The sequence below is a fragment of the Idiomarina sp. T82-3 genome (assembly GCF_001577655.1).
Classification (GTDB): Bacteria; Pseudomonadota; Gammaproteobacteria; order Enterobacterales; family Alteromonadaceae; genus Idiomarina; species Idiomarina baltica.
This window is the reverse complement of the sequence record NZ_LSBQ01000011.1, coordinates 1-26,451: the sequence shown is the minus strand read 5'-3', so window position 1 is coordinate 26,451 and position 26,451 is coordinate 1. Positions and strand designations below refer to the sequence as shown.

The window sequence follows — 26,451 nt, the reverse complement described above, 5'->3', positions numbered from 1 at the left end:
TTATCAGGCCGTGGGCCGCTTTGTGGCTTGCCTACGACGTTTCATCAAAAAAATAATCTCAAGGACTCTGCAATTATGTCGTTGGTTGATGGTCAATCCCCAGTACTTTTAGAAAAAGTAGTCGAACTTATTCAAAAGAAAGTTGCTTCAAGCCAAGCACCGCTTGTGCAAGATTTCGCGAAACGTCTTTATCGTAATATTTCCTCAGATGATTTGAGTCACCGTAATGACAGTGATATGTACGGTGCTGTGCTGGGTTTATGGCACAGCTTTAATGAATATAAACCCGGCGATAAAGCACTGATTAAAGTATATAACCCAGACGTGCCGAATGATGGCTGGGAATCACCGCACACGATTATTGAAATTATTCAGAGTGACATGCCGTTTATGGTGGACTCAGTCCGCATGGCTTTATCACGCTTGGGTATCACGAGCCACTTATTGTTGCACATGCCTATTAGCCATAAGCGTGATAAAGATAATCAGGTCACTGATTTATTACGCCCGGGTACTCGTGATGATAATTTTGTCGATACCGCATTCTTAATTGAGGTCGACCGCCAGAGCACCAAGGACGAATTAAAAGCGCTGAAGAAAGAATTGAGCTCTGTCATGGAAGAGATCAGCTTGGCGGTCTCCGATTGGCAGCCGATGGTGACCAAGCTCTCTGAAGTCGCAGAAGAAGTGACTGCCGATTATTATCCAGGCTCGAAGGAAGAAAAACAAAATATCCAAGCGTTTTTACGCTGGTTGGCGGATGATAACTTTACCATTACAGGCTATCGCTCTTATGACTTAAAGCCTGTTAAAGGCGATTACGAACTCAGCCAAACCGAAGATAGCAGTTTGGGCCTAATGCGTAATTCGGTCAGTGAAAAAGGTCGTTTAATTTCAAGCTTGCCAGAGGATGCGCGTGAAATTACACAGGACGATCGCATTCTGTTACTCACGAAAACCAATTCAAAATCACGTGTTCATCGCCCAGCGCATTGCGACTACATTGGTGTCAAACGCTTTAATAAAGAAGGCGAGGTCATTGGTGAGCATCGCTTTATTGGTCTTTACGCGTCGAACTTCTACAACAATAGCGCGCGTGATATTCCACTGGTTTCGCAGAAGCTCAAGCGCGTGATTGAAGCGTCTGGTTTTGCTCCACAATCGCATGCAGCAAAAGCATTAGTTAATATTTTAGAGACCTATCCGCGTGATGAAGTCGTGCAAGCAGAGGATGATGATCTACTGCAAGTTGGTTTGGGCGTTTTGCAGATGCAAGAGCGTGATATGACTCGGATTTTCTTGCGTCGCGATATTTTTGGTCGCTTTATGACATGCATGGTGTATGTACCTAAAGAGCGTTACAACACTCTATTACGTGAACGCACTCAGCGCATTTTAAAACAAACCTTGCGTACTCAACACGACGTTGACTTTACCACTTATTTCTCCGAATCAAATCTCGCACGAACGCATTACACCGTGCGCCTAGAAGACGACCAGCAGGACGTAAATGTGAAGGAATTGGAACAGAATCTTATTGAGGCCGCTCGCACTTGGGAAGATAACTTTGAGCGTATTTTAAACTCAACCTTTGGTGAGGCGCGCTCAACACGTTTGAATAAACGTTATGGTCAAGCGTTCCCGCGTGCTTATAAAGAGGATGTGCTGCCTTCTGTTGCGATTTCAGATATCAACCAGCTTGAGTCCCTTGACGATGAACATAAGCTCGGCATGGTGCTTTATCGCGCTCAGGAAGAGAAAGACGACAGCAAATACTTGCGTCTCAAGCTTTTCCATAAAGATCAACCCATCCACTTATCAGACGTGCTGCCGATGCTCGAAAACTTTGGCTTGCGTGTGATTGGCGAGAGCCCTTATCCCGTTAAAGCGGCAGACGGCAATGTATTTTGGATTTTAGATTTTCATATGATCCATACCGGTGGGGCGCTCGATTTAGAAACCAGTCGCGAATTATTCCAAGATGCGTTTGCAAAAGTTTGGAAAGGTGAACTTGAAGATGATGGCTTTAACCGGCTCGTACTTGGTGCCGGTATGACGGGTCGCCAAGTCACTATTTTACGTATGTTTGCGAAGTACATGCGTCAGATTGGTACGACCTTCAGTCAAAGCTATATTGAAAGCACGTTTAGCAAGTACCCGCTACTCGCTAAACTCGTCATTAAGATGTTCTACACGCGTTTTGAGCCCGGCACTAAAGGTGTTGAGAAGAAACTGGACGCGTTACATACGCGCATCAATACCGAATTAGATAGCGTCGCTAACTTGGACGACGATCGTATTATCCGTCGCTATGTTGAATTAATTGACGCCGCTTTACGTACAAACTTCTTCCAGAAGAATGAAAAAGGCAATGATAAACCTTACATCTCAGTTAAGTTCTTACCTGAACTGGTACCTGAGATGCCGTTGCCGTTGCCTAAGTTCGAAATCTTTGTCTACTCGCCGCGGGTAGAGGGTGTCCATTTACGGGGTGGTAAAGTGGCTCGTGGTGGCCTGCGTTGGTCGGACCGTCGTGAAGACTTCCGTACTGAAATTTTAGGCCTGGTGAAAGCACAACAAGTTAAGAACACCGTTATTGTACCTGTGGGTGCAAAAGGTGGTTTCTACTGTAAACACCTGCCCGAAGACCGTGAAGGTATGATTGCAGAAGGACAGGCGTGTTATAAAACGTTTATTCGTGCGTTATTAGATATCACCGACAATATCGTCGAGGGTGAAATCGTACCACCTGTTGACGTCGTTCGTCAGGACGAAGACGACCCTTACTTGGTTGTCGCCGCTGATAAAGGCACAGCGACGTTCTCAGATATCGCTAACGGTATTTCTGCTGAATATAACTTTTGGCTGGGCGACGCCTTTGCTTCTGGCGGTTCAGTTGGCTACGACCATAAGAAAATGGGTATCACCGCTCGTGGTGCTTGGGAGTCGGTTAAACGCCACTTCCGTGAAATGGGCATTGATTGCCAAACCACTGACTTTACCTGTGTTGCGATTGGCGACATGGCGGGGGATGTGTTTGGTAACGGCATGTTGCTATCTAAACATACTCGCCTACAAGCTGCGTTCAACCACATGCATATTTTTATCGACCCAGAACCAGACGCAGCCAGCTCTTGGAAAGAGCGTGATCGCTTATTTAAATTGCCGCGCTCAAGCTGGGAAGATTACAACAAAGAGTTGATTTCTAAAGGTGGCGGTATCTTCAGTCGCAGTGCTAAAGCAATAGAGCTGTCGCCAGAAATGAAGAAGATGCTGGGCTCCCAGAAGAAATCAATGACACCTAACGAGCTCATTCGTGCGTGTCTAACCATGGACGTTGATCTTATTTGGAACGGCGGTATCGGTACTTACATCAAAGGTAAGGATGAAACCGATTCTGATGTGGGTGACCGAGCCAATGACGCACTGCGCGTTAATGGTGCAGAATTGAAAGCCAAAGTCATCGGCGAGGGCGGTAACTTAGGTTTAACTCAGTTGGGTCGTATTGAATTTGCTCAGCGCGGCGGTCGTATTAATACCGACTTTGTTGATAATGTTGGCGGCGTGGACTGTTCAGATAATGAAGTGAATATCAAAATCTTGCTGAATGGTTTGGTCAATAACGGTGACCTCACGAAGAAGCAACGCGATAAGTTATTGTACGACATGACTGACGAAGTGGCTGAAATCGTTCTTGACGATTGTAATCGTCAAACACAATCGCTCTCGATTACTGCGCTTCGAGGTAGTGACCAAATCAAAGAATTGCAACGCTTTATTCACCAGTTAGAACGTGACGGTGCATTAAATCGTTCGCTGGAGTTCTTACCTTCAGACGACGAGCTGGCGGAACGCCAAGCCCAGAATAAAGGTTTGACACGTCCAGAACTATCGGTTTTAACAGCCTATGGCAAAATGGTGCTTAAGGAGCAGTTAATCACCGATGAAATCACTGAAGATCCGTTCCATGGCAAAGCATTGTTCCGTTCGTTCCCTAAACCGTTGCAAAAACAGTTTGCTGATTCGATGGCTTCACACCCGTTGAAGGGACAGATTATCGCGACTAAGTTAGCTAATACGATCGTTAATGATATGGGTCCTAACTTCGTGTTTCGTAAACAAGAAGCCACCGGAGCGACCATCGCTGAAGTTGCATCGTCATTTGTAGTCGCTCGCGAGTGTTTCCGCGTTGAGGAACTTTGGGATGCCATTGAAGCGTTGAACAATAAAGTGCCGGCTGAAACACAGAACGATATTCTGTTCCAGGTTCGCCGTATGGTGCGTCGAGCTACACGTTGGTTCTTGCGTCACCGCAACACTAAATTAAATGGTATTCAAGAGCACATTGACTTTTACATGCCCGCTTTTGATGACTTGCGTAAAAACTGTCTAAGTTATATGAACGAAGATGAAGCGGCTGTGATTCAAAAAACGATCGACCGCTATATTGAGCAAGGACTTCCGAAAGAGTTGGCTCAAGAAGTGGCGAGCTTGAGTACCGTATTTTCGGCAATGGACATTGCCGAAATTGCTGACGAAACCGAACAGTCGTATCAGACCGTTGGCAACATGTACTTCTATTTAGGTGCTCGTCTGAATCTACATTGGTTCCTCAATCAAATTAATAATCAACCGGTTGCTAACCACTGGCAAGCGCTGGCACGTGCCGCATTCCGAGAAGAACTGGATTGGCAGCAACGTGCGTTGACCTTAGTTGTATTGAAATCGGCCTCAGAGATAGGTGAGCCGTTGCAAATGTTGGATGATTGGATGGACCAAAACGAATCCTTGCTGCAACGTTGGCAGTCAATGTTATCGGACTTCCGCACCACGAAGAGCCACGAGTTTGCTAAGTTCTCAGTTGCATTGCGTGAACTCATGTTGTTGAGCCACAACTGTGCGCCTAAGGTTGCGGGCTAGTGTATAACCTGGTCAGAAAATGGCTGTTTAACCAAGATGCCGAGCGTTCTCACGACTGGACGCTCGGTATGCTTCGGCGGTTTGCTAATACGCCATTGTCACTCGCGTGGCGTCAACGTCTGCCGGCCAAGCCTGTGACCGTGATGGGGATCGAGTTTCCGAATCCTGTCGGTCTTGCAGCGGGTCTCGATAAAAATGCGCGTTGCATGACTGCATTTGGACAGATGGGCTTCGGTTTTATTGAAGTGGGTACGGTGACGCCGAAACCACAGCCAGGCAACGAAAAGCCAAGACTGTTTCGGTTGGTTGATGATGAGGCCATTATTAACCGCATGGGTTTTAATAATGACGGTGTCGAGGCGTTGGTTGAACAGGTCAAGCGACGTACTTATAAAGGTGTGCTGGGCATTAATATTGGTAAAAACAAAGTCACTGAAGAGCAAGATGCTTTACAAGACTACGTTGCCTGCCTAACTCAGGTTTATCGTTATGCCGATTACGTGACCATCAATATTTCTTCGCCAAATACACCGGGCTTACGCAATTTTCAACACGGCGATGCTTTAAATGGTTTGCTAGCAGGCTTAAAAGCTGAGCAGAAAGAACTAGCAAAAGTGCATAGCAAGTATGTACCGCTTGTTGTTAAAGTCGCACCTGATCTGAGCCCAGAAGAAGTGCGTATGATGGCTGAGGCGTTTAACGAGCAGGGCATCGATGGTGTTATTGCAACGAATACAACGCTTTCGCGTGATGGTGTTTCGCATAGCAAACTAGCGGATGAAGCGGGTGGCTTGAGCGGCAAACCAGTGCGTGATCGCAGTACCTGTATTATTCGGCTGTTACGTTCAGCGTTGGACTCGTCAATTCCTATTATCGGAGTAGGCGGCATCGATTCTGCAGGCGCCGCGAAAGAAAAGCTTGAGGCGGGCGCATCGTTAGTGCAGGTTTACACCGGTTTTATTTACAAAGGACCTAGGCTTGTAAAGGACATTGTCAATAACTTGTAAAACTAGGTGACTTTGGGTAATCTATTTGCCAAATTTATAACAACATTCATAATAATAAAGGTGTGCAAGTTGGAAATTAATCAACACATGTGTTGGCTATACGACGATAAAGCTCAGCCACTGTCAATTCAGGCGGGGGATGGCGCACCTTTCCGTTTGCCTTATAAAGGCAAACAACTCGTGAATGTCGATTTTTGCTCTGCGCCTTTTAATGTTGAAGATTTGACTCTCTTACAGAATTTTGTCGATGTATTAGAAGGTTACTCAACAGATGACTTAGGTACGAGTGTCGAAGAGGCATCGTTGTGCGCAGCGGCATTTGTTCGTTTTGGGTGTCCGCAAATGCCTCAAAGTTGGCATTTTCAAAAGTCGAACATTGAAGAATGGGCGCCCGAACGTCATATCTGTGAATTGAATAGCGGTTTTGATGACGGTTTATTCTTGATAATCGACCGTGATGATGAATTTGCTTCATGTCTATTGTTGTCAGGTGATATGAAATTGTCACCGATTAAAACGATTAAACAGTATCACGTCATCAAAGTGCTTCATAATCGGTTGCTTCCCTCGACCCTAGAAATGCGTCAAACAATGTTATCTAGCCAACAGCTCGCATAAATTACTGCGCGTGAAGTCAATTGAGTGCTTTCGATAGTGTGCCGAGAATACTTTTATGGAAGATGTGATCTTGGTAACAGCTAGAAATGCTTAATGAAGGCATCGGAGTTGGTTGCGGGGGCAGGATTTGAACCTACGACCTTCGGGTTATGAGCCCGACGAGCTACCAGACTGCTCCACCCCGCGTCCGATGTGGGGTGCATAATATACATGTCCCACCGCTTGCGCAAGCGCTTTTTAATAAAATACAGTTCAAATGCATAAAAAACACACATACCGAACAACCTTTGTTCAGTTTACAGTGTTTTAAAGACACATTGATTGAGAAACGCTATAATCGCGGCCAAATTACTGAATGGAATAAACTATGTTGCGTTTATTTGTATCGTGCGCAAAAGGCATGGAACAATTATTAGAGAATGAGTTGCAGGGGCTCGGTGCCAAATCAATTACTGTGACTCAGGCGGGGTGCTATGTCGATGCAGACTTAAAACTTGCGTACACCATTGCTCTATGGTCGCGTTTAGCTAGTCGTGTGCTCGTCGAGTTAGGCCGCGCTGAAACACTCAACGCAGAACAGATTCAGCAGGCGATTAGTGTCTTCGATTGGACACAGGTCATGCGTGATACACATAGCTTTGTCGTTGACTTTCATGGCACCAATGATGAGATACGTAACACGCAGTTTGGTGCCCAGGTCGTTAAGGACGGTATTATTGACTTTTTTCGGGGTCGTAACGCACAGCGCCCGAATGTCGATAAACAGGTTCCTGATATTCGAGTAAACGCGCGTTATCACAAGAATGAACTTATCTGGTCTTTAGATTTCTCTGGAGGTGGGCTGCATCAGCGAGGTTATCGCAAACAACAAGGTGAAGCGCCACTACGAGAAACACTGGCAGCCGCGGTGCTCATACGTGCTGGAATTCATCAACAATTAGAACACGATGAACCTGTTATCCTTGACCCGTTCTGTGGTTCGGGCACATTGGTGATTGAAGCCGCCATGATAGCGGCCGATCAAGCGCCGGGCCTAAACCGGCGCGACTGGGGCTTCCTGCGATGGGTAGGGCATGACCGCAGTATTTGGCACAGTGTGCTTGAAGACGCTGAAAAGCGCTTTAAGGAAGGTCGCAACACGATGACTGCGCGTTTTTATGCCAGTGATATGAATCCCAAACTCATCGGTATTGCGAAAGAAAATGCGGCCCGCTGTCAGCTTGGTCAATTTATTCAATTTGATACATCCGATGTGCTTGATATGCAGGCCCCTGCTGATCAAGGTCTTCTGATTGCAAACCCGCCTTATGGTGAACGCCTCGGTGAAGAAGTCGAAACACTATTACTATACCGCCGTTTGGGCCGTCGATTAAAACAGTCTTTCTTAGGCTGGCAAATAGCACTTCTTGCTGGCGACGAGACATTATTAAAACGTCTAAAACTGCGTAGTCATAAAAAATATGCGTTTATGAACGGTCCGATCGCCACCACATTGGCGCTATTTGACCTAACTAAAGAGCAAGTTGAGTTTACAGAAAGTCAATCTGAAGATTTGTCTAACAGGCTTAAAAAGAATTATTCAAAACTTAGCAGGTGGGCGCGTAAAGAAGGGCTCGAAGCATGGCGTGTTTATGATGCCGACTTACCGGAATATAATGCGGCGATTGATATCTATGGCGATCACTTAGTAATACAAGAGTATGCGCCCCCCAAAACTATTCCTGATGGGGTTGCAACCGATCGTCTTTGGCACTTAGTGGAAATGGTCGCTGAGACTTTGCCGTTTGATTCAAGCCACATTGTATTAAAGGTGCGTAAACGGCAGAAAGGGCAAGAGCAATACGAGCGTCGCAATCGTCAGAAACAAGATAGTGTTATTTTCAACGTGCAGGAATATGGCGCCGAGTTTGAGGTTAATCTGACCGACTATCTCGACACTGGCTTATTCCTCGATCATCGCTTGGTTCGGAAAGAGCTGTTTGATAAGTGCGAAGATCTCGATGTTCTGAACTTATTTAGTTACACCTGTACCGCTTCAGTGCAAGCGGCGTTGGGCGGTGCGCATTCGGTCACGTCGGTAGATATGTCGAAAACGTACCTTGCTTGGGGTGAGCGTAATTTTCATTTGAATGGGTTGCGTGGTCGTCAATACGAGTTTATTCAAGCCGATTGTTTTACTTGGATGCGTGATCAACGCGACGACAGACGTTACGACGTCATTTTTATCGATCCCCCAACATTTAGTAACTCAAAACGCATGACGGGTACGCTGGACATTCAGCGCGATCATGTTGGCTTAATTAAAACGGCTGGACGACTGCTGAACGAGGGCGGCGTGATCTTATTCTCTAACAACCGCAAGAAGTTTAAAATTGATGAAGCGGGTTTAGAGAAGGCGGGTTATTCGGTAAATAACCAAACTGAGGCCTCTATCCCTGAAGATTTTAAACGTCATAAAGGGATTCATCACTACTTCATTATTAGTAAAGAGTACTAGGTGGAAATGTGTTTTATTTATTAACTAAGCCACATTGTCCTCTGTGTAAAGAGGCGTTACTGCTGCTCAATCAAATAGATTTAGATGAGTCGATTGAATTGAGTGTTGTCGATATTTGTTCGGATGAAAGATTGCAAAAAGAATATGGTTGGCTCGTTCCGGTGTTAGTTGATGCCAATGATAACGAGCTGCGTTGGCCTTTTGATGCTCAAAAGGCAAAGGAGTTTATTGAATCATGAGTTTGATACGCGTTCAGGATGCACAGCTGGCTTTTGGCGCTGATGCAATTCTGGATCATGCTGAGTTTATTTTAGAGGCTGGTGAGCGAGTTTGTTTGGTCGGACGCAATGGCGCGGGTAAGTCGACGCTTCTTAAGGTCATCGATCAAGAAATTCACTTAGACGATGGTCAAGTTCAGTATGTGGGAGATACGATAGTCACCCGGTTGCCTCAAGACCCGCCCGCGCAACTCGAAATGTCGGTTTATGATTATGTGGCTCAGGCGTTAGCCGATGTGGGCGAGAAATTAAACGAGTTTCATCGTTTATCAAATATGATTGCAGACGATCCGAGTGATGAAATGATGAAAGCGCTCGATAGTCTGCAAACACAGATCGATGCTAAGAATGGCTGGCAATTTGCGACTCGTATCGAGCAGGTTTTAACGCGCTTAAGTCTGCCTGCCGACGTATCGATGTCGCAATTATCGGGCGGCTGGTTGCGTCGTGTTGCACTCGCGCGTGCGCTCGTCGTTGATCCTGATGTGTTGCTACTTGACGAGCCGACTAACCATCTGGATGTCGAAATGGTGCAGTGGTTAGAAGAGCAATTACTGCAATTTAACGGTGCGATTTTATTTATTAGTCACGACCGTGCCTTTATTCGTAAACTTGCGACACGAATCGTTGATTTGGATCGCGGCGCTTTAACTTCATTTCCAGGTAACTATGACAGCTATGTCACGAAAAAGCAGGAGTTGCTAGAAGTTGAGCAATCACAAAACGCTGAGTTTGATAAAAAGCTCGCGGCAGAAGAAACCTGGATTCGCCAAGGAATTAAAGCACGTAGAACTCGTAATGAGGGACGCGTTCGGGCTCTACAGCAATTGCGTAAGGAGCGTGCGCAGCGACGTGAGTTGCAAGGTAATGCCAAGATGCAGGTCAATCAAGCGCAGCGGTCTGGCAAGCGCGTGTTTGAGGGCGAACATGTTGAACTGAGCTTTGATAAACCGATCATTCGTGATCTTGACTTACTGCTACAGCGCGGCGATAAAGTGGCGCTTGTGGGACCTAACGGTTGTGGTAAGAGTACGCTGATTAAAGTTATTTTGGGCGAACAAGCCGTTGATGCGGGAAATATTAAGCTCGGTACAAATCTGGAAGTCGCGTACTTTGATCAGCACCGCTCCCAACTTGATCCTGAAAAGTCGGTGATGGACAACGTGGGCGATGGCAAGCAGGACATTGTGTTTCAAGGTCGTCCACGTCATATTCTCAGTTATTTGCAAGACTTCTTATTTAGTCCCAAACAATCAAGGACTCCGGTACGCGCCTTATCTGGTGGTGAACGCAACCGTGCCTTGCTGGCTAAAATATTGCTAAAACCAAGCAATATTTTAGTACTCGATGAGCCGACTAATGATCTTGATATAGAGACCTTAGAGTTACTCGAACAGATTATTGCGGATTACGAAGGCACTGTCTTATTAGTAAGTCACGACCGTGAATTCGTGGATAATACGGCGACCTCCGTTTTGTTATTTGAGGGTGAAGGTCAGATCACCGAGATTTTCGGGGGATTCTCTGAAATTGAGCATTATCTCGCTCGTAAAAGTTTGCCCAATGATGGAACAAAATCAGCGTCTAAAGAGTCAGAGAAGCCGTCTTCAGAACAAAGTAATAACAAGGGTTCAGTAACAAAGCAGAAAAAGTTATCCTACAAGTTACAACGTGAACTCGATGAGTTGCCTGCAGCAATAGAAAAGATAGAAAGTGACATCGAAACCTTGCAGCAACAAATGAACGAACCGGAGTTTTTCTCTCAACCCATTGATATCACGCAGCCCGTGATGGAGCAAGCGGGCGCTCTAGAGGAGCAGTTAATGAGCTACTTAGAGCGTTGGGAAGAACTCGAAAATTTATCAAAACAGAGTAGTTAATCGTGATGAAACCATTTTCTAAGCATTTATTGGTAGCGAGTGTATTAGCAGGTTGCAGTGTTACGGCAAGCGCGGATACGTTCTCAATTGAAGAAATTGCAACGGCGGATAACTTTCGTAATAGCTTTCCGCGTGACTTAAACGAGCAAGGATTCATCGTTGGTGTCTCAAGTTTTCAGACCAATGTTGACATCGATTTAAGCCAATTAACTGCGACGCAGCTTGCGGCTTTGGGTATTACAGATATTGAAGAGGTGACTGAATTGACGCCTGCTCAATATGATTACATCGTCAACGCGTTGGCCGCTAACGTAAACAATAACTTTCTGCAAAAGTCGATTGCGCCGTATCAAGCGTTTATGTATGACGGTGTGACCCAGTCAGTGTCTTTCTTTGATCAACCTGATGATGTCTCCACAATAACGCACTTAAACAGTATCAACGCTGCGAATACCGCTGTGGGGATGGGGTACGGTGCTTATAAACCGGTCGAGTTCACGTATAAAAATGCGGATGATGAAGATGTCACGCGCACATACTATGTGCGAGATTTTATTTCTCGAGGTGTTTGGTATCAAGATGGCCAGACGACCACCATCGCGCCACCTGACCAATCTGTATTGGGTGGCGAGAGCGCATTGATGGACGTAAATGATAGCGGACTAGCTGCAGGCTATGCCAGTATTGGTCTAAGCCCTGGCGCGACCACGACTATCGACAACTGTACACCTGCCGAAGATAGCGATGCGATACAAACACGACCGTTGGAAGTGTGTGCCTCTGAGCTGTGGATAGACTTGCACAACGCTACAGCGAATAACATTGCGCCGATTTTATTCTACAGTCGTTCAAATTACGCCTCACGGCGTTCGATTTACGATATTCGTGGTTTTTTGTGGCAGTTAGATGCAAACGGTGAAGTGATTTCATCCACTGAACTAGGCACGCTTGCGGAGCGCCGCGAAGACGATCAATCTGACTTCTCAAGCTACGCGTTTGCTGTCAACAATAATGGTATCGCTGTTGGTCAGAGTTTCACTTATCACCCTAGTCGTGGTCCCATTCGCATGCCAGCCATTTTTATTGATGGCGAAGCTATTCCAGTCACTGAGAGTGATGAATATTATTGGGGCTCTGCGAATGCGATAAACGACAACAATCGTGTTGTCGGCTATTTAACTTCAACACGCGCCGCAAATTTGAGAAACACAGGCTTTTACTATGACGTGGATAGCGCCACGCTCGAAACGTTACCGGGTTTCTTTGAGGGGTCGTCAACGGTGCCCAGTGATATTAATAATAATGGCGTAGTGGTCGGTACAGGAGAGATCGAGCCTTCGCTATCGTCATCGCGTCGCCGGGTTGGGTTCGTGTACGATACAGCTGCCGAAAACGCTGAGTTCATTAACCTTAACGATGCCATTGCGTGTGACAGCCCGTACTTTATAGTCGACGCACGCGCGATTACAGACTCTGGCGAGGTCGTCGCTTCGGCACTTAAAACTGAAGAGTACGTTGATGGTGAAGGGAACACTCAAACCCGCCAGGTTTCAGTTACTATCAAGATGGATCCGATCGAAGGTGAGTTGAACAACTGTCGTGAAGAAGAGAATAAAGTAGAGCGTAGTGGCGCTAGTTTTGGCGGCTTCCCGCTAGCGGGATTATCGCTACTCGGTTTCTTTATTACACTTTCGCGCCGTCGTCAGCTAAAAAATATCAAAAAATCATAACGAAAATATCATAAAAAAGTAACACAGTTTCAACTTGTTAAGTTTTTTCAAGTAGGCTGTGTTACTTTTTCACATTGAACTATCCTGGTTTCGCGTTATCAATTATAGGGAGGGCATTAGTTAATGCGCTCTTTTGATAATCACAACCGAATAAGAAAGTGAAAAAGGGGTAGTTTTATGAAAAGACAGAAGCGTGATCGCTTTGAAAGAGCCCACACTCAAGGCTTTAAAGCCGGATTATCAGGACGCTCGAAGGATCAGTGTCCGTATCAAACCCAAGACGACTTCAGGTCTCAATGGTTAGGCGGTTGGCGAGATGCCATGGAGGCTAGGGGGACCGGCTTGTTCCGCTAAATGTCTCAGCAAATTAATATACAAACGCCGGCAAGTAGCCGGCGTTTTTTTATTGCACTTGGTACATCGTTTTAGAATGTACTGGTATCGGTAAATAAACCAACCTTTAAGTCTTTAGCGGTATAGATAGGGCGGCCGTCAACTTCGACTACGCCATCACCCACACCCATGAAAAGTTTGCGCTTGATGACACGTTTCATGTCGATCTTATAGGTGACTTTGCTATGGTGCGGCAAGATTTGACCCGTGAATTTGACTTCACCCACACCAAGCGCACGTCCACGACCGGGGCCACCTGACCAACCTAGATAAAACCCAACTAATTGCCACATAGCGTCTAGGCCTAAACAACCTGGCATCACAGGGTCACCCTTAAAGTGACAGTCAAAAAACCACAAGTCAGGATTAATATCTAATTCTGCATGAATAAACCCTTTGTCATGCGCGCCACCTTTCTCGGTAATGTTCACGATGCGATCCATCATCAACATGTTAGGGGCGGGTAAGCGACTGTTACCTGGGCCAAATAATTCGCCTTCACTGCATGCAATCAGATCTTCGCGAGAAAAACTCGATTGATTCATAACGACCTTTTATGTTGTATACCACTGAAATCAGATTGCAGTTTAGCGTACAGCTGTACGCTAAACAACTCCGATTAGTGGAAGTGGTTGCTTTGAATCAACTAAACCAGCGTTGCCACCATGAACGATTCTCCGATTCTTGTTCATGATGTGCGTTTAGTTTGACTTGCCGATATAAGTCTTTCACAGGCATATCACATAAATATGACAACGCCTCATCAACGTGGTCAACGGTATGGATATGAAACTGACCTTGTTCGACTGCTTGGACAATATCCGGCCGTAACACCAACTGCTTTTGGTTTGACTCTGGAATCAACACACGATGGCTGCCATCGAGGCCTCTTAATGCACATAAATCAAAAAAGCCTTCGATTTTTTCATTTACACCGCCAATCGCTTGCACCTGACCAAACTGGTCAATCGCACCGGTCAGCGCAACCGACTGCTTAAAAGGGACATCAGCAAGTGCACTGATTAAGCAGCAGAGCTCACCTAAGGAGGCGCTATCACCGTCGACCTCATGATAAGACTGCTCAAATACCACCGTAGCAGAAACCGACATGGGTTCATGGCGTGCAAAATGATGTGCCAAATAAGCGCTCAAAATCATCACACCTTTTGTGTGAATGTTACCCGAGAGCTCCGATTTGCGTTCGATATCGATAATATCGCCATCGCCATAATGGATGGTTGCCGTGATCCGCGATGGCTCGCCGAACTCCACGCCAGCGACACTGACGACCGTTAAACCGTTCACCTGACCCACTACTTCACCCGCAGTATCGATACGGACTTCATTATTTAGAATACTGCGCCGACTCACTTCTTCTATATAACCACCGCGCTCACGTTGCTGTTTCACGACACTACGTATGCTGTCACTGTCTATTTGTGTCTTTTCCTCGTGTGAGGCAACGGCATTCGCTTGTTTAAGCAATTGAAGGAGGGCGATGGCATCTAAGCTCAGTTCATGTTGATGCTCAGCCCAGCGCGACAATTCCGTTAGCACAGCGGCGTATGCGTCTTCGGTTAATGGCAATACGTCGGCAACATCCCATACATAGTCGAGGAATTTAAAATATTCTGAAACGGGCTGCTGTGTTGTGTCGTAACGCGACTGAAAGTCCGCTAAAAACGGGAATAGATCGCTGAAGTCGTCGTCATAGTCAGTGAGCGTCGCATAACTGCTACGGCTTCCCACCAAGATGATTTTAATATCGATAGGTACCGGCTCTGGACGATAAAAATAAGCGGCTCCCGCCTCCATGGTGGGCTGCGGCCACTCAAAATAGCCACTCTTAAGCACTTCTTTTAAACGCTTGTACATTGCCGGTTGGTCCAACAAAGCATCAATATCGATGGCTAGGACACCGCCATTGGCTTTTAGAATCCAACCGGGCTCTAAAAGGTGAAGATCTGAACGCACAGTGCCACCAATGGACTGTACACCCATTTGGCCGAATAACTGCGATTCTGATACCCGATCACAATAATAATAAGGAGCAGGGTGCTCATGTCCGACAACCACTGTCGCAAATTGGTCGGACGCAAAATCATCAAAGGTTTTTTGCTTAACACGTTGGATATAGTCGCGTAGAGCGCGTGTATCGAACGACGTAACCAGTTCTTCGACAAGCTCATCGCGCTGATCGAGCGGTTGCTGCAAGATGTGTTGTAACGCACCAATTACCGCAAACGCGTTACCCGATGGCACATTGACACACAGCGGGCGCAACGCATCGTCCGGGTCAGCTAAATAAAGCCAATCAAACCACCGACTGTGTTGCCATGTGGTCGTCGCAAAACACTCATCAAATACCTCTCTATGATTAAAGCCACGAGGGACGATCGCAAAACAGTGACCGTAAGCACCCGTTTGCCGTAAAGCGGCCGCTAAACCGTTTAAGGCACGCTGTTGACCGACAAGCAATTGTGAACTGCATTCTTTCGGCCGTTGCGATAACCATGTGTGTGTTTGAGGAGTTAGTTGCGAAGCGCTCAGCTGCATATAAATCGAGTTCCTTATCCTATGGCCAGCTTAGATATGACCACAACAATCTTAGATGAAATTAATCGACCGATGTTAGCACAGGTTGGCTTTAGCTGTTAGCTAATAGCACGACGATATTGCTAAAGCTCGTACGCAAAATCTGCGATACATAACAGCCAAAACTGGACAAAATTTCACGTAGCAGCGCCTGAATAAACAGGCGCATTTTAGAGTCGAAATCCTTAAATCGACTACGGCAAGGGCCGAGCGAGCGAAGCCGCTTATCGACCGCCCCAAACTACCATATTAATGATTGCGTATAATGTATATTATGTTAAATTATTGGTATATCAGCATAAGAGCAAGGTGAAGTGCTCACATTTGCAGTTCGCACGTGTCATTGTGATTTTTTGCACACCCTGTCATTTGGTTTTGTACCAGGCGTTATCTATCTGCTGAACAGTGTGTCACTGGGTCATTTTTTTGACTTCATAGACTGTATAAGGCTGAAACCGAGCCTGCATCTCCTCGCCAACAGAAGCTACAGGCATGCTAGGGACGGTTAAGCCAATGCCATAAGGCTGACTTTTTACCAGTTAAATAATGAGAAACCAATACAGCGATTGAAACGCCCTACTTCCATAATGCAGTTATTCAGAATACCTATAATTAGATTTGTTGTAATTACGAGACTAAACTAGTCCGTCGATCCAAGCCAACTCGGAGTCCCGCTCCTTATGTTTCACAATAAACAAGGAGCGATAACAATTATTATTTATAGGTATCTCTTTTATCAGAGCTGCATCCAATAGAAGAGGTGTCGTGATTCGAGGAACATAAGCGATACCGACACCTGATGCTACAGAATGAATGATGCTTTCATTGGTATTTAATTGTGTCACGTCTTTTGGTTCGATGGCTAATTCTGCCCATAGTTGTTCGGTATATTTTCGCGTTGCTGAGCCTCGTTCCCGGATCAACCAAGGCGCGGTTTGTAGTGACTCAAAGTCGTTGTCAGGTGGCGCGATAAGCATGAGACTATCTTTTTTAAAGCATCGGCTCTTCAATGCATTATGGTGATTTGGGCCTTCTACTAGGGCAATATCGTCACGAAATGTTTGCACACGATCTAAAGCCTCATCAGTGTTACCGATAAAAACGTTGACTTGGCAGCATGGATAGCGTTGTTTGATGTCCCGAATATAACCGGGCAGCCAATAATTTCCAACAGTCTGACTCGCGCCAATGTTCAGCGCTGTCGGCTCAGATTCCTGTCGTTGCTTAAAATACGTTTGAGTGCTTTTTTCAAGCGCTAAGATGTCTTGCGCTCTTCGCTTCAACCAGATTCCTTCTGCTGTCAACAAGATAGTTTTGTCTGTACTCTTTCTGCCAGGCGCGCGTTGAAGTAGACGGGTATTAAGTTGTTGTTCTAACCCCTTTAGACTTAACGAAACGGCAGCAGCCGTCATATTCAACAGCTCACTGGCTGCCGCGAGACTATTCGACTCTGCGACCACTGAAAAAATGTATAGTTGCCTCAAATTAATCATAAATAATACTTATCTTTATCGATTTATAATTTGTTTTATTCAATATTAATTGAGATATAGTTTTAATACTAGGAAAAGATAATGATGAGGAACACATGAAAAATATAATTCCCGGGCTAGTCGCATCAATGGGTATAGCCGCCATTGTATTATGGGGAAAGCATCAAATTTCATTTTTAGAAACGGTATCTCCGCTTCTAATAAGTATTGCGTTAGGCATAGTGATAAGCCACGCTTTACCCAACGGTTGGAAATTTCGGTTAGCGTCTGGATTGAACGTAGCAAAAGGCACTGTCTTGCGAACCGCGATCGTCTTATACGGCTTCAATATTACGTTTCAAGCGTTTGCAGATATTGGATTATATGGTGTACTCAGTGCGGTTATCATGGTAGCAACGATTCTATGCGTAGGTGTGTGGCTGGGAATACGGCTGTTTGGTTTAGATACTGAGCAATCCATATTGGTTGCAGCTGGGAGTGCTATTTGTGGTGCGGCAGCTGTCGCCGCATTCGAACCGATCATTAATGCAAAGCCGCACAAAGTTCTGACAGCCATTAGCACAGTGGTCGTCTTTGGCACATTATCAATGCTTATGCTTCCGATATTGTTGGAATTAGTACCCTTGACGCATCACCAATATGGTCTCTGGGCTGGCGTATCCATCCATGAGGTCGCTCAAGTGGTTGTTGCAGGAGATGCAATAAGTGAATCAGCAGCGCATATTGCTGTTTTAGAAAAGATGTTTCGCGTCGTATTACTGGTTCCAGTACTACTGATTGTTGCTATCTGGACAAAGTACCGTTTTCAAGGTTCGAACGTATCTACTGTTGAGAAACGAATCACGGTTCCTTGGTTCGCATTTTTATTCATCGGCGTCATTGTGATTAATTCGCTTGAAATATTACCGTCATCATTCATCGATATTTTATCGAGCGTGGCAATGTATTTGCTATGTGTGGCTATGGCCGCTTTAGGTATACTTACTCACTTTAGTGTAATCAAACAAGGGGGGCTTCAAGCGTTTGGTTTAGCGGCTATATTATTTGTGCTGTTGCTTGTTTTAGGATTTGGACTCGCAGCATTTGGATGACATCGCATGATGGAAAGAAATATTAACGCCTTTTCTATTTGACAGCGGTAGCCATACCAATAGCAAAGTCGACAACGTGTTATTTGGAAACTGGCCTTCGTGGTCTTTGGGGGGCTTTTTTAATGACAATGATACGTGTGACCTACACATTTTTACGTGAGCGCCGCCCTGCGTATGGCTGTCAGTAATTAAATAGTTCGGCGCGTTTGGGTAAGTTTTCGGTGAGATAATCTATCAACACGCGTACCGCTGGCAGTAATCCGCGTCGGTGTGGATACGTGAGATGCATAATGCCCACTGGCAATGTCCATTCGGGTAACACTTGCACTAATTGTTGGTTTTGTACGGCTTCATTACATAAGTACGTTGGTAATGCGGTTACACCTTGTGCCTTGATAGCCGATTCACGCAAAACAATCATATCGTCGGTAATTAGCCGTGGCTCAAATTTAATGGTTTGCTGCTCGCCTTTCTCGTGGGTCAACAAATAACGATACTGACCGCTGGTGTAATGCAAAGACAAATGATTCAGTGCTAATAAGTCGCTAGGCTCGTTTATTGGGTGTTGTTCTAGCAATGCCGGTGCGGCAAATAATGTCAGTGGCGATTCGCTCAATGGACGTGCAATTAAACTCGAGTCCTCAATATTTGGACGCACCCGTAAAGCAACATCGATGCCTTCATCAATTAAGTTAATCGGGCGATTAGTTACTACTAAATTAATGTTTATTTCTGGATACAGTGTCATAAACTCGGGCAATACATCCACAAGTAAACTTTGGCTTAATGCATAAGGCGCACTGAAATTAACTCGACCGCGTGGCTTTTCTAATAAGCGCTGGGTAACTTGCTGTGCACTTTCTGCGGCTTCGACCAGTTGCTGGCAATGTAATAAAAAAGCTTCGCCTACATCGGTGAGCCGCACCCCCGACTGAGACCGGTTAAACAAACGCATGCCCTGCTCTGTTTCGAGCTGTTGTAATCGCCGGCTCACCGTGGCTTTGGGCAAGCTTAACGCCCGAGCCGCAGATGAAATACTGCCAGCCTCAACCACTTTGGCGAATAAATAATAGTTAGTGATATCCGGAAGCGCCATAGAGTGTACCAATTATGGAACGAGAGTTCTCATTTTAGACATCTTTTTAATTTTATGGAACACCATACAATAGCAGTATCAAATAATTGGAGGTGGTTTATGAACATTTTACACGTAGATTCTGGTATTTTCGTCGAGCAATCAGTCAGCCGTAAGCTCAGCGCTGATGTTGTAGCGCAGTTAAAAGCAAGCAATCAGAACGCACGCGTCACCCATGTTGACCTTATTCAAGCCCCGCTTGGTCATCTAACAGCAGAAGAGTTGTTGGCTGAAGAAAAACCGCATTTCGACAAGTACGTAAGCCAGTTACAAGAGGCTGATGTACTCGTGATTGGTGCACCGATGTACAACTTTACTATTCCGTCTCAGTTGAAAGCATGGATTGACCGTGTTTTACAAGCTGGTGTGACTTTCCAGTACACCGAGCAAGGTCCTGAAGGGCTGCTTAAGGGCAAAAAAGCAATTATTGCCTCAGGCCGTGGCGGTGTGTATTCAACAGGCGATTTAACTGCACTTGATCATCAAGAAAGCTACCTTAAACATGCCCTCGCCTTTATTGGCATCACGGATGTCGAGGTCGTACGTGCTGAAGGCATGAACATGGGTGATGAAGCACGCGAACAAGGGTTCAAAAACGCAGCCGAGCAAATCGAACAGTTATAAACTTATTCGTCATCGCGGCGCGCAATCAGTTGCGCGTCGTCCCCTATTTGTAAGATCTCTAATTCTATTGGCTGACAGCAAATCTGGCAGTCGACGATTTGGCGTGTGCCTAAATCATTAATCCAATCTAACTCGAGTTCATTAATGGCCATACAATATGGGCATTCAAACGTTCTTGCTTCAGCTAAACTCATCGCTACACTCCAGTACACGGCAATGATTAAAATCCAACCGCGTCGTTTTTCGCGTATACAAGTAAACTCAATAACGACCGCAGGCTGTTATGAAACCCTATACTTTTCTATTTGCATCGCTAGTTGCTATGCCTTCATTGACTGTAGCACAAGATACGCAAGTGACCGTTGATAAGGCTCACTTTCGTGCACCGATAAAGGAAGTGCGTGTACCTTCGGTTGTAAATACCATAGAACAAAGCCAGCTGAGCTTTGCTGTGGAAGGCCTACTTAAAGCCCACAACGTTGACGTGGGCGCCAAAGTATCTCAGGGCGACACTATCGCGGAACTCGATAAACAACAAAGCGAAGCACAGTTGGCGGAGTTGAGCGCGCAAGTGCGCGCAAGTCAAGCGACATTGGATGATCAACAACAACAGTTTGATGAGCTGAACGCACTCACCGCGAGTCAATCCGTGGCAAAAAGTGAACTTAGACGCGCTCGTGCCGCGCTCAATATGGCACGCGCTGAATTAGAAAGCCGTAAGGCGGCGTTGCAGCGTGCACAAGTTGAACTTGATTTTCATTCGTTAAAAGCGCCGTTTGATGGCGTTGTATCGGCGCGCTATATCGATCTAGGTGAATGGGTAACGCCTGGCACCTCGGCGTTTGAGCTAACGCGTTTGGATAAGCTATACATTGATGCCTTCTTACCTTTTCGTTACTTACCGTATGTTGATAAAACGACCGATGTAACCGTGGTTCGCAAAGATCTTTCCGGTGATATACAGCAATATGAGGCGTCCATTTCGGATATTGTGCCGACGACGACAAACAGTGAACGCGCTTTTAGAGTACGCATCAGTGAATTCCCGGCCGATAGGCTCTATGTGGGTATGCCCGTTGATGTTCAATTTGAAGTAAAGCTGTCAGAGCCAAGCACGGTAATAAACAAGGATGCGCTGATACGCTACAGTGACGGACGGACATCGATTTGGCTGGTTGAGAGCGAAGGTAATCAAACGCTCGCAAAGCAGCAGTTTGTTAACGTGACCTACCGTTTTGGCGACTTTATAGCCATTGAAGAACGTTTACCTGAAACTACGCAGATTATTGTGCGTGGAAATGAATCGTTGAATGATGGGGATAAAGTAACCATCGTATCGGGTGATCAATATGATTGAATGGCTCATCCGACATAAGCACACGACCATCGTTGCAGTCGTGATCCTTTGTCTGCTTGGTATCACGGCAGCGTTTCGCATTCCAATCCAGATGATCCCCGATCTTGAAGTCAGAACCATCAGTGTTCAGACACAGTGGCCAGGAGCAACACCGCAAGATATTGAAAAGGAAATCCTCATCGAGCAGGAAGAGTTTTTAAGAACGATTCCGAACTTACAGCGCATGGAAAGCACGGCGAGTACAGGGCAAGCAACCATCGAATTGGATTTTCCGTACTCCATCAACGTTGCCGAAACATTAATACTGGTTAACAATGCGTTAACTCAAGTGCCAAATTATCCAGAAAATGTCGATGAACCTAAGATTTTTGCCGCCTCATTCTCGAGTAATGCGTTCATGTACTTCCGAGTGGCGCCTGTTGAGGGAAATCCTCAGCAACTGGACATGATAATGATGCGGGATTACATCGAAGACAATGTAAGACCGCGCATGTCGTCCGTTACCGGCGTCTCTCAAGTTGAGGTAAGCGGCGGTGCTGAGCGACAAGTAAGAATCCAGCTTGATGATGCAGCATTGGTTCAACACAACGTTTCAGTCGCTGATGTTCAGCGCGTGTTACGCGCTCGGAATCAGGACACCTCTGCCGGCGATTTAGAGCAAGGTAAACGGCTATACCTGCTTCGCACAACGGGACGTTACGATGCATTAGAGGATATCGGCGATACTATTATTCGTCGTGATGGCCAGCAATTAGTGCGGTTGAGCGATGTTGCATCAATTACCCTCTCCCACTTTGAACTGCGCAGCGAATCTTGGTTTAAAGACAATCAAGTGCTGAGTCTGCAAGTCCAACGCGAAAGCGGCAGTAATGTTATCGATATTAAATACGCCATGCTTGACGAGGTGGAGCGCATTAACCAAGAATTACTGCGTCCTGCGGGTATGGAGATTATCTTAAATTCCGATGATGTACGGTATGTCGAACAGTCAATCTCAAATGTATTAGTGAACCTGTTGATCGGTGCGGTGTTCGCCACAATAGTCATGTACGCGTTCATGCGAACCTTCCGTGGCACCATGATGGCGGTGATTGGTATTCCGATTTGTACCCTGGCAGGGTTTATTGGTTTACTACTCCTTGATCGCACGATTAATGTAATCTCACTTGCAGGTATCGCTTTCGCTCTTGGAATGACGCTCGATAATGCGATCGTGGTACTTGAGAGTATTGAGCACGAGCGGCGGCAAAATAAAAAACCCATGCAGGCGGCCATTGATGGCGTCAAGCAGGTTTGGACGGCAGTACTCACATCGACACTGACAACGGTGTTAGTCTTTTTACCCATTCTATTTATTCAACAGGAAGCCGGACAGTTATATTCTGATGTCGCAATAGCGATTTCATCAGCAATCGTCGCTTCGATGATCCTTTCCGTCACACTGGTTCCACTATTAGCCGCTCAGTTTCCTCCACCACTTAAAAAGCAAAATATGGATTGGGCAGATGCCATCACTTCACGTACTGAAAAGCTATATAAGCACCGAGGCCGCAGTCTAACCACAGTGGGAATTACTACGGTCGTTGTTGTTGGTATTTGGTGGTGGTTAATGCCCCCTGCTGAATATCTGCCGGAAGGTGAAGAAGCTAAGACTTTCGCGACGATGTCAGCGCCACCGGGTTACAACCTATCTACCATGTCGAATATCGCTAAAGAGATCCGCGCTATTTTTGACCCTGCATTGGTCACAGAAAACACTGAAGTCAAACGGAGCGGGCTTACTATCCCCGCACTTAAAACAATTTCCTACAGTGTGCAGCCGACCAATATGCGTATTATTGCAGAAACCCGTGATCCCGACCGCATCGATGAGCTCATGGCGCGCATCACTGAAGTCTATGAACGTTACCCTGGCATGCGCGCGTTTGCTGCGAAAGGTTCGATTATCAGTAGTAATGATGGTGGCACGCGAAGCATCAATGTCGATGTCTCGGGCAACGAGCTAGCACCTTTGTACGCCGCTGCGCGCGCAATTTATCAACGCAGTCAGGTGGTGTTTGAGCAACCCCGAATTCAAACAACACCCAATGCATTAACCTTGGCGCAACCACTGATTGAGGTAAAGCCGGACTGGGACCGCTTGAGCGAATTGGATATCAGTGCTGAGGTGCTTGGCAGTGCTGTGGCTTCCCTCTCGGATGGCGCCTTTGTGGGTGAGTTCTTTCGGGGGGATGACAAAATTGATATGTATCTATTCAGTGATCAGGCAACGTCAGTAAAACCGTCGGATCTCGATAGCCTGCCAGTCATTCAACGCGATGGACGGCCAATATTTTTATCATCCGTTGCCGATATTGTGGAGACGGTGGATACGAGTACTGTAAGGCGCGTAGATAGTCGTCGCACTGTCACTTTAAATATCATTCCACCTGAATCGGTTGCCTTGGAGCAAGGTGTCGAGCAAGTTCGCAACGATGTTATTGGCTATTTGCGTGAACAAGGAGTCATACCTAACGACATGACTACACAATTGTCAGGTGCAGCGGACCAGCTTGCCGAGACACAAGCTGCACTGATGGAGAATTATCTGTTAGCGGTGGCTATTGTTTATTTACTCATGGTGGCCATTTTTGCTCACTGGGGACATCCGTTACTGATCATGACGACGATTCCCATGGGCATCAGTGCAGGTATCGCTGGATTAGCCCTGCTTAATGGAATTGGCTTATTTCAGCAACCTTTCGACATGATCACGATGCTGGGTTTCCTAATTCTCATGGGTACCGTGATCAATAACCCCATACTCGTTGTTGAGCGCACGCTTTACTTAAAACATCAACAAGCGTGTTCGGTTCAAGAAGCGTTGAGCGGCGCATTGAAAAGTCGTATCCGCCCGATTGCCATAACGATAGTGACTACCTTGTGCGGTATCGCACCGTTAGTATTCATCCCGGGCGAAGGTACCGAGCTTTATCGCGGAGTCGGCACCATCGTGATGTTTGGCTTAATGGGCGCAGCCATCGTTACAGTAACGACGTTACCGGCATTAACGGCACTATTCTTGCGAAGTAAACTTAGTAAATGAGCTCATTAACGTTCCGTCGGCACCAAACCAAGTGTGATCAACGGGCCACCAGCTATCTATGTCATCGACAAATACTCGATACGCATTTGTCGCGTCGTCTTCATAGCGATGCGTTTGTTTGACATGAAAGCCAGTATTATCGCTTGATACAACATCTGCCGAAGCTAAAGGTGATAAGAGTAAGGTGCTTATTAGAAGGCATACGTGTGCAGCTTTTAGCATAGTTATCTCGTTTTCATTGTAATTAAACGAGCATAGCATAGCGGACATAAAAAAAGCGGCAATATCATTGCCGCTTAGTTTCTAGGGGGGAAATCTAAACTTATTGGCCAGGCATTAACACGGCATCAATTACGTGGATCACGCCATTTTTGGCTTTGATATCCGCTTTAATGACCATCGCATCATTTATCATTACGCCATTTGTTGCATCAACGGCAATAGTAGAGCCTTCGACGGTTTCTACATCGGTGGTTTTACCTTTGATATCTGCGCTCATAATGTTGCCAGGCACTACGTGATAAGTCAGTACCGCACGCAACTTATCTTTGTCTTTAAGCAACTCGTCAAGTGCGCCGTCTGGAAGCTCCGCGAACGCATCATTAGTCGGTGCGAACACGGTAAATGGACCATCACCTTTCAACGTGCCCACTAAACCGGCTTCTTTAATTGCCGTGACTAGGGTTGAGAACTGCGGATCTTTAGATGCAATTTGTACAATATCCCAATCACCTTTCATCTCTTTTTTACCACCGTGATGATCGGCCAACGCTTGGGTTGATGAAAATGCGAGTACACCGCCTACTACTGCAAACATGAATTTACGAAACATAATATGCCTCCTCGAATAATTAGGGCATCGAATAATACGACGGCGTGTTTGATTTCGATTAAAAATAAAACTGTAAATATTCTGTAATTTTGCCGATAAACCTATTTAGGAAGCGTTATCTGCATTGGAGCAAACATGGCTATACTCAATCGCTACTCGATCGTTCAACGACTCATTGCCCTGCTCGGCATCGCAGCTATTGGCACCGCACTGATGGTTGCCTTTATGATGTTTATTCTGCGTGGTGTATTTGTCGATGAGGAAAAACACAAACTTGATGCCGTGCTGGATTCTGCGATAAGCGTTATAAGCTACTATCATAGTCTTCAAGAACAAGGTGAACTGACTGAAACCCAAGCCAAACAACGCGCGTTTGCCCGTCTTAATGAAATCCGCTACGAGGGAGAAGAATATATTTTCACCATCAACCGTAGCGGTGACATGGTGCAACATCCATTTGCTAAGCAACTTGTGGGTACAAATGTACTCGATTACAAAGATCCCAACGGTACGCGACTATTTCAACAAATGGTGGACGGGGTAAAAAATCAAGATCGCGCAACGGTTGAATATATTTGGCAAAAAGGTGCCGACAAGAATAATTTGGTTGATAAGATCAGTCGAGTGCAAGTGTTTCAGCCATGGAACTTGATTGTCGGCACCGGCCAATACGTTGATAACATCGCCGACCTACTTTGGGCGCAATTTTTTAAGCTAGTGTTACTGGCGATATTTCTATCAGTGCCATTGCTCGTTCTCTTTTTATTAATTATTCGAAGTATCGTGCGTCCATTAAAAGCCATTAATCAAGCGATGGAAAACCTAGATTCAACTAATAACTGCAACACTCGCTCTTAGCGTGTTGCAATTGCTCTTTAAAAATTATGTCTGGCTGAATAAAGCCCAGTGTTTTCCT

The 26,451-nt window shown here is 45.9% G+C and carries 20 protein-coding genes and 1 tRNA gene; 13 read left to right on the top strand and 8 right to left on the bottom strand.

All coding sequences use genetic code 11. From position 1 onward, the window contains the following. The first annotated feature begins 75 nt into the window (after nucleotides 1-75). The 3 genes from AWU56_RS08150 to AWU56_RS08140 all read left to right on the top strand — a co-directional run bounded on the left by AWU56_RS08150 (nucleotide 76) and on the right by AWU56_RS08140 (nucleotide 6,545). Nucleotides 76-4,920 carry an NAD-glutamate dehydrogenase gene (locus AWU56_RS08150; protein ID WP_272978834.1) on the top strand — a complete coding sequence of 1,615 codons (4,845 nt, stop codon included), beginning with the start codon at nucleotides 76-78 and terminating at the stop codon, nucleotides 4,918-4,920. After that, nucleotides 4,920-5,927, top strand: a complete 1,008-nt coding sequence (gene pyrD, locus AWU56_RS08145; protein ID WP_286682217.1) for a quinone-dependent dihydroorotate dehydrogenase — start codon at nucleotides 4,920-4,922, stop codon at nucleotides 5,925-5,927. The genes AWU56_RS08150 and pyrD overlap by 1 nt, the downstream gene beginning before the upstream one ends. Before the next feature lie 69 nt (nucleotides 5,928-5,996). Next, complete coding sequence (locus AWU56_RS08140; RefSeq protein ID WP_006955796.1) at nucleotides 5,997-6,545, top strand: cell division protein ZapC domain-containing protein; 549 nt, start codon at nucleotides 5,997-5,999, stop codon at nucleotides 6,543-6,545. Nucleotides 6,546-6,654: 109 nt separating this feature from the next. Here AWU56_RS08140 and AWU56_RS08135 read toward each other — a convergent pair. Further along, nucleotides 6,655-6,731: transfer RNA gene (locus AWU56_RS08135), tRNA-Met, on the bottom strand. Between the two features lie 181 nt (nucleotides 6,732-6,912). Between AWU56_RS08135 and rlmKL the strand changes: the two genes are divergently transcribed. The 5 genes from rlmKL (at nucleotide 6,913) to rmf (ending at nucleotide 13,284) form a co-directional block, all read left to right on the top strand. Further along, the gene (gene rlmKL, locus AWU56_RS08130) at nucleotides 6,913-9,042 is read left to right on the top strand and encodes a bifunctional 23S rRNA (guanine(2069)-N(7))-methyltransferase RlmK/23S rRNA (guanine(2445)-N(2))-methyltransferase RlmL (protein WP_286682216.1); all 2,130 of its coding nucleotides are present in this window, start codon (nucleotides 6,913-6,915) and stop codon (nucleotides 9,040-9,042) included. 8 nt (nucleotides 9,043-9,050) lie between these two features. Continuing rightward, nucleotides 9,051-9,281: a glutaredoxin family protein gene (locus AWU56_RS08125; protein WP_006955793.1), complete on the top strand. Its 231-nt coding sequence runs from the start codon at nucleotides 9,051-9,053 to the stop codon at nucleotides 9,279-9,281. Continuing rightward, on the top strand, nucleotides 9,278-11,200 hold the full coding sequence (gene uup / locus AWU56_RS08120) for an ATP-binding cassette ATPase Uup (RefSeq protein ID WP_006955792.1): 1,923 nt from the start codon (nucleotides 9,278-9,280) through the stop codon (nucleotides 11,198-11,200). Before AWU56_RS08125 ends, uup begins: the two co-directional genes overlap by 4 nt. A 5-nt stretch (nucleotides 11,201-11,205) precedes the next feature. Further along, a complete protein-coding gene (locus tag AWU56_RS08115) occupies nucleotides 11,206-12,930 on the top strand; it encodes a DUF3466 family protein (protein ID WP_006955791.1) in 1,725 nt (574 codons plus the stop codon). A 177-nt stretch (nucleotides 12,931-13,107) separates the two neighbouring features. Beyond that, nucleotides 13,108-13,284: a ribosome modulation factor gene (gene rmf, locus AWU56_RS08110; RefSeq protein ID WP_006955790.1), complete on the top strand. Its 177-nt coding sequence runs from the start codon at nucleotides 13,108-13,110 to the stop codon at nucleotides 13,282-13,284. A gap of 71 nt (nucleotides 13,285-13,355) precedes the next feature. Here rmf and fabA read toward each other — a convergent pair whose 3' ends face one another. The 3 genes from fabA to AWU56_RS08095 form a co-directional block, all read right to left on the bottom strand. Next, nucleotides 13,356-13,868: a 3-hydroxyacyl-[acyl-carrier-protein] dehydratase FabA gene (gene fabA / locus AWU56_RS08105; protein ID WP_272977596.1), complete on the bottom strand. Its 513-nt coding sequence runs from the start codon at nucleotides 13,866-13,868 to the stop codon at nucleotides 13,356-13,358. A gap of 97 nt (nucleotides 13,869-13,965) precedes the next feature. Next, on the bottom strand, nucleotides 13,966-15,879 hold the full coding sequence (locus AWU56_RS08100; protein WP_286682215.1) for an AAA family ATPase: 1,914 nt from the start codon (nucleotides 15,877-15,879) through the stop codon (nucleotides 13,966-13,968). A 674-nt stretch (nucleotides 15,880-16,553) separates the two neighbouring features. Further along, a complete protein-coding gene (locus tag AWU56_RS08095) occupies nucleotides 16,554-17,411 on the bottom strand; it encodes a LysR family transcriptional regulator (protein WP_286682214.1) in 858 nt (285 codons plus the stop codon). 95 nt (nucleotides 17,412-17,506) lie between these two features. Between AWU56_RS08095 and AWU56_RS08090 the strand changes: the two genes are divergently transcribed. Beyond that, nucleotides 17,507-18,502, top strand: coding sequence for a YeiH family protein (locus AWU56_RS08090; RefSeq protein ID WP_286682213.1), 996 nt, complete (start codon nucleotides 17,507-17,509; stop codon nucleotides 18,500-18,502). A 181-nt stretch (nucleotides 18,503-18,683) separates the two neighbouring features. Here the strand turns inward: AWU56_RS08090 and AWU56_RS08085 are convergent, their stop codons facing one another. Then, entirely contained in the window at nucleotides 18,684-19,598 is a 915-nt protein-coding gene (locus tag AWU56_RS08085) for a LysR family transcriptional regulator (protein ID WP_286682212.1), read from the bottom strand. A 99-nt stretch (nucleotides 19,599-19,697) separates the two neighbouring features. Here AWU56_RS08085 and AWU56_RS08080 point away from each other — a divergent pair, with 99 nt between their 5' ends. Continuing rightward, the gene (locus AWU56_RS08080) at nucleotides 19,698-20,261 is read left to right on the top strand and encodes an FMN-dependent NADH-azoreductase (RefSeq protein WP_006955751.1); all 564 of its coding nucleotides are present in this window, start codon (nucleotides 19,698-19,700) and stop codon (nucleotides 20,259-20,261) included. 2 nt (nucleotides 20,262-20,263) lie between these two features. On the opposite strand, the gene AWU56_RS08075 is transcribed toward AWU56_RS08080, so the two are convergent. Continuing rightward, nucleotides 20,264-20,455, bottom strand: coding sequence for a zinc ribbon domain-containing protein (locus tag AWU56_RS08075; protein WP_071462751.1), 192 nt, complete (start codon nucleotides 20,453-20,455; stop codon nucleotides 20,264-20,266). A gap of 89 nt (nucleotides 20,456-20,544) precedes the next feature. On the opposite strand from AWU56_RS08075, the gene AWU56_RS08070 reads away from it, so the two are divergent. Together AWU56_RS08070 and AWU56_RS08065 are read left to right on the top strand one after the other, a co-directional pair. Beyond that, a complete protein-coding gene (locus tag AWU56_RS08070; RefSeq protein ID WP_286682211.1) occupies nucleotides 20,545-21,618 on the top strand; it encodes an efflux RND transporter periplasmic adaptor subunit in 1,074 nt (357 codons plus the stop codon). Next, nucleotides 21,611-24,703, top strand: coding sequence for an efflux RND transporter permease subunit (locus AWU56_RS08065; RefSeq protein ID WP_286682210.1), 3,093 nt, complete (start codon nucleotides 21,611-21,613; stop codon nucleotides 24,701-24,703). The genes AWU56_RS08070 and AWU56_RS08065 overlap by 8 nt, the downstream gene beginning before the upstream one ends. On the opposite strand, the gene AWU56_RS08060 is transcribed toward AWU56_RS08065, so the two are convergent. Together AWU56_RS08060 and AWU56_RS08055 are read right to left on the bottom strand one after the other, a co-directional pair. After that, nucleotides 24,674-24,925 carry a hypothetical protein gene (locus AWU56_RS08060; protein WP_286682209.1) on the bottom strand — a complete coding sequence of 84 codons (252 nt, stop codon included), beginning with the start codon at nucleotides 24,923-24,925 and terminating at the stop codon, nucleotides 24,674-24,676. The genes AWU56_RS08065 and AWU56_RS08060 overlap by 30 nt on opposite strands. Before the next feature lie 100 nt (nucleotides 24,926-25,025). Next, nucleotides 25,026-25,535: a fasciclin domain-containing protein gene (locus AWU56_RS08055; RefSeq protein ID WP_006955757.1), complete on the bottom strand. Its 510-nt coding sequence runs from the start codon at nucleotides 25,533-25,535 to the stop codon at nucleotides 25,026-25,028. A gap of 135 nt (nucleotides 25,536-25,670) precedes the next feature. Here AWU56_RS08055 and AWU56_RS08050 point away from each other — a divergent pair, with 135 nt between their 5' ends. Next, a complete protein-coding gene (locus tag AWU56_RS08050) occupies nucleotides 25,671-26,393 on the top strand; it encodes a cache domain-containing protein (protein WP_286682208.1) in 723 nt (240 codons plus the stop codon). The last annotated feature ends 58 nt before the right edge of the window (nucleotides 26,394-26,451 follow it).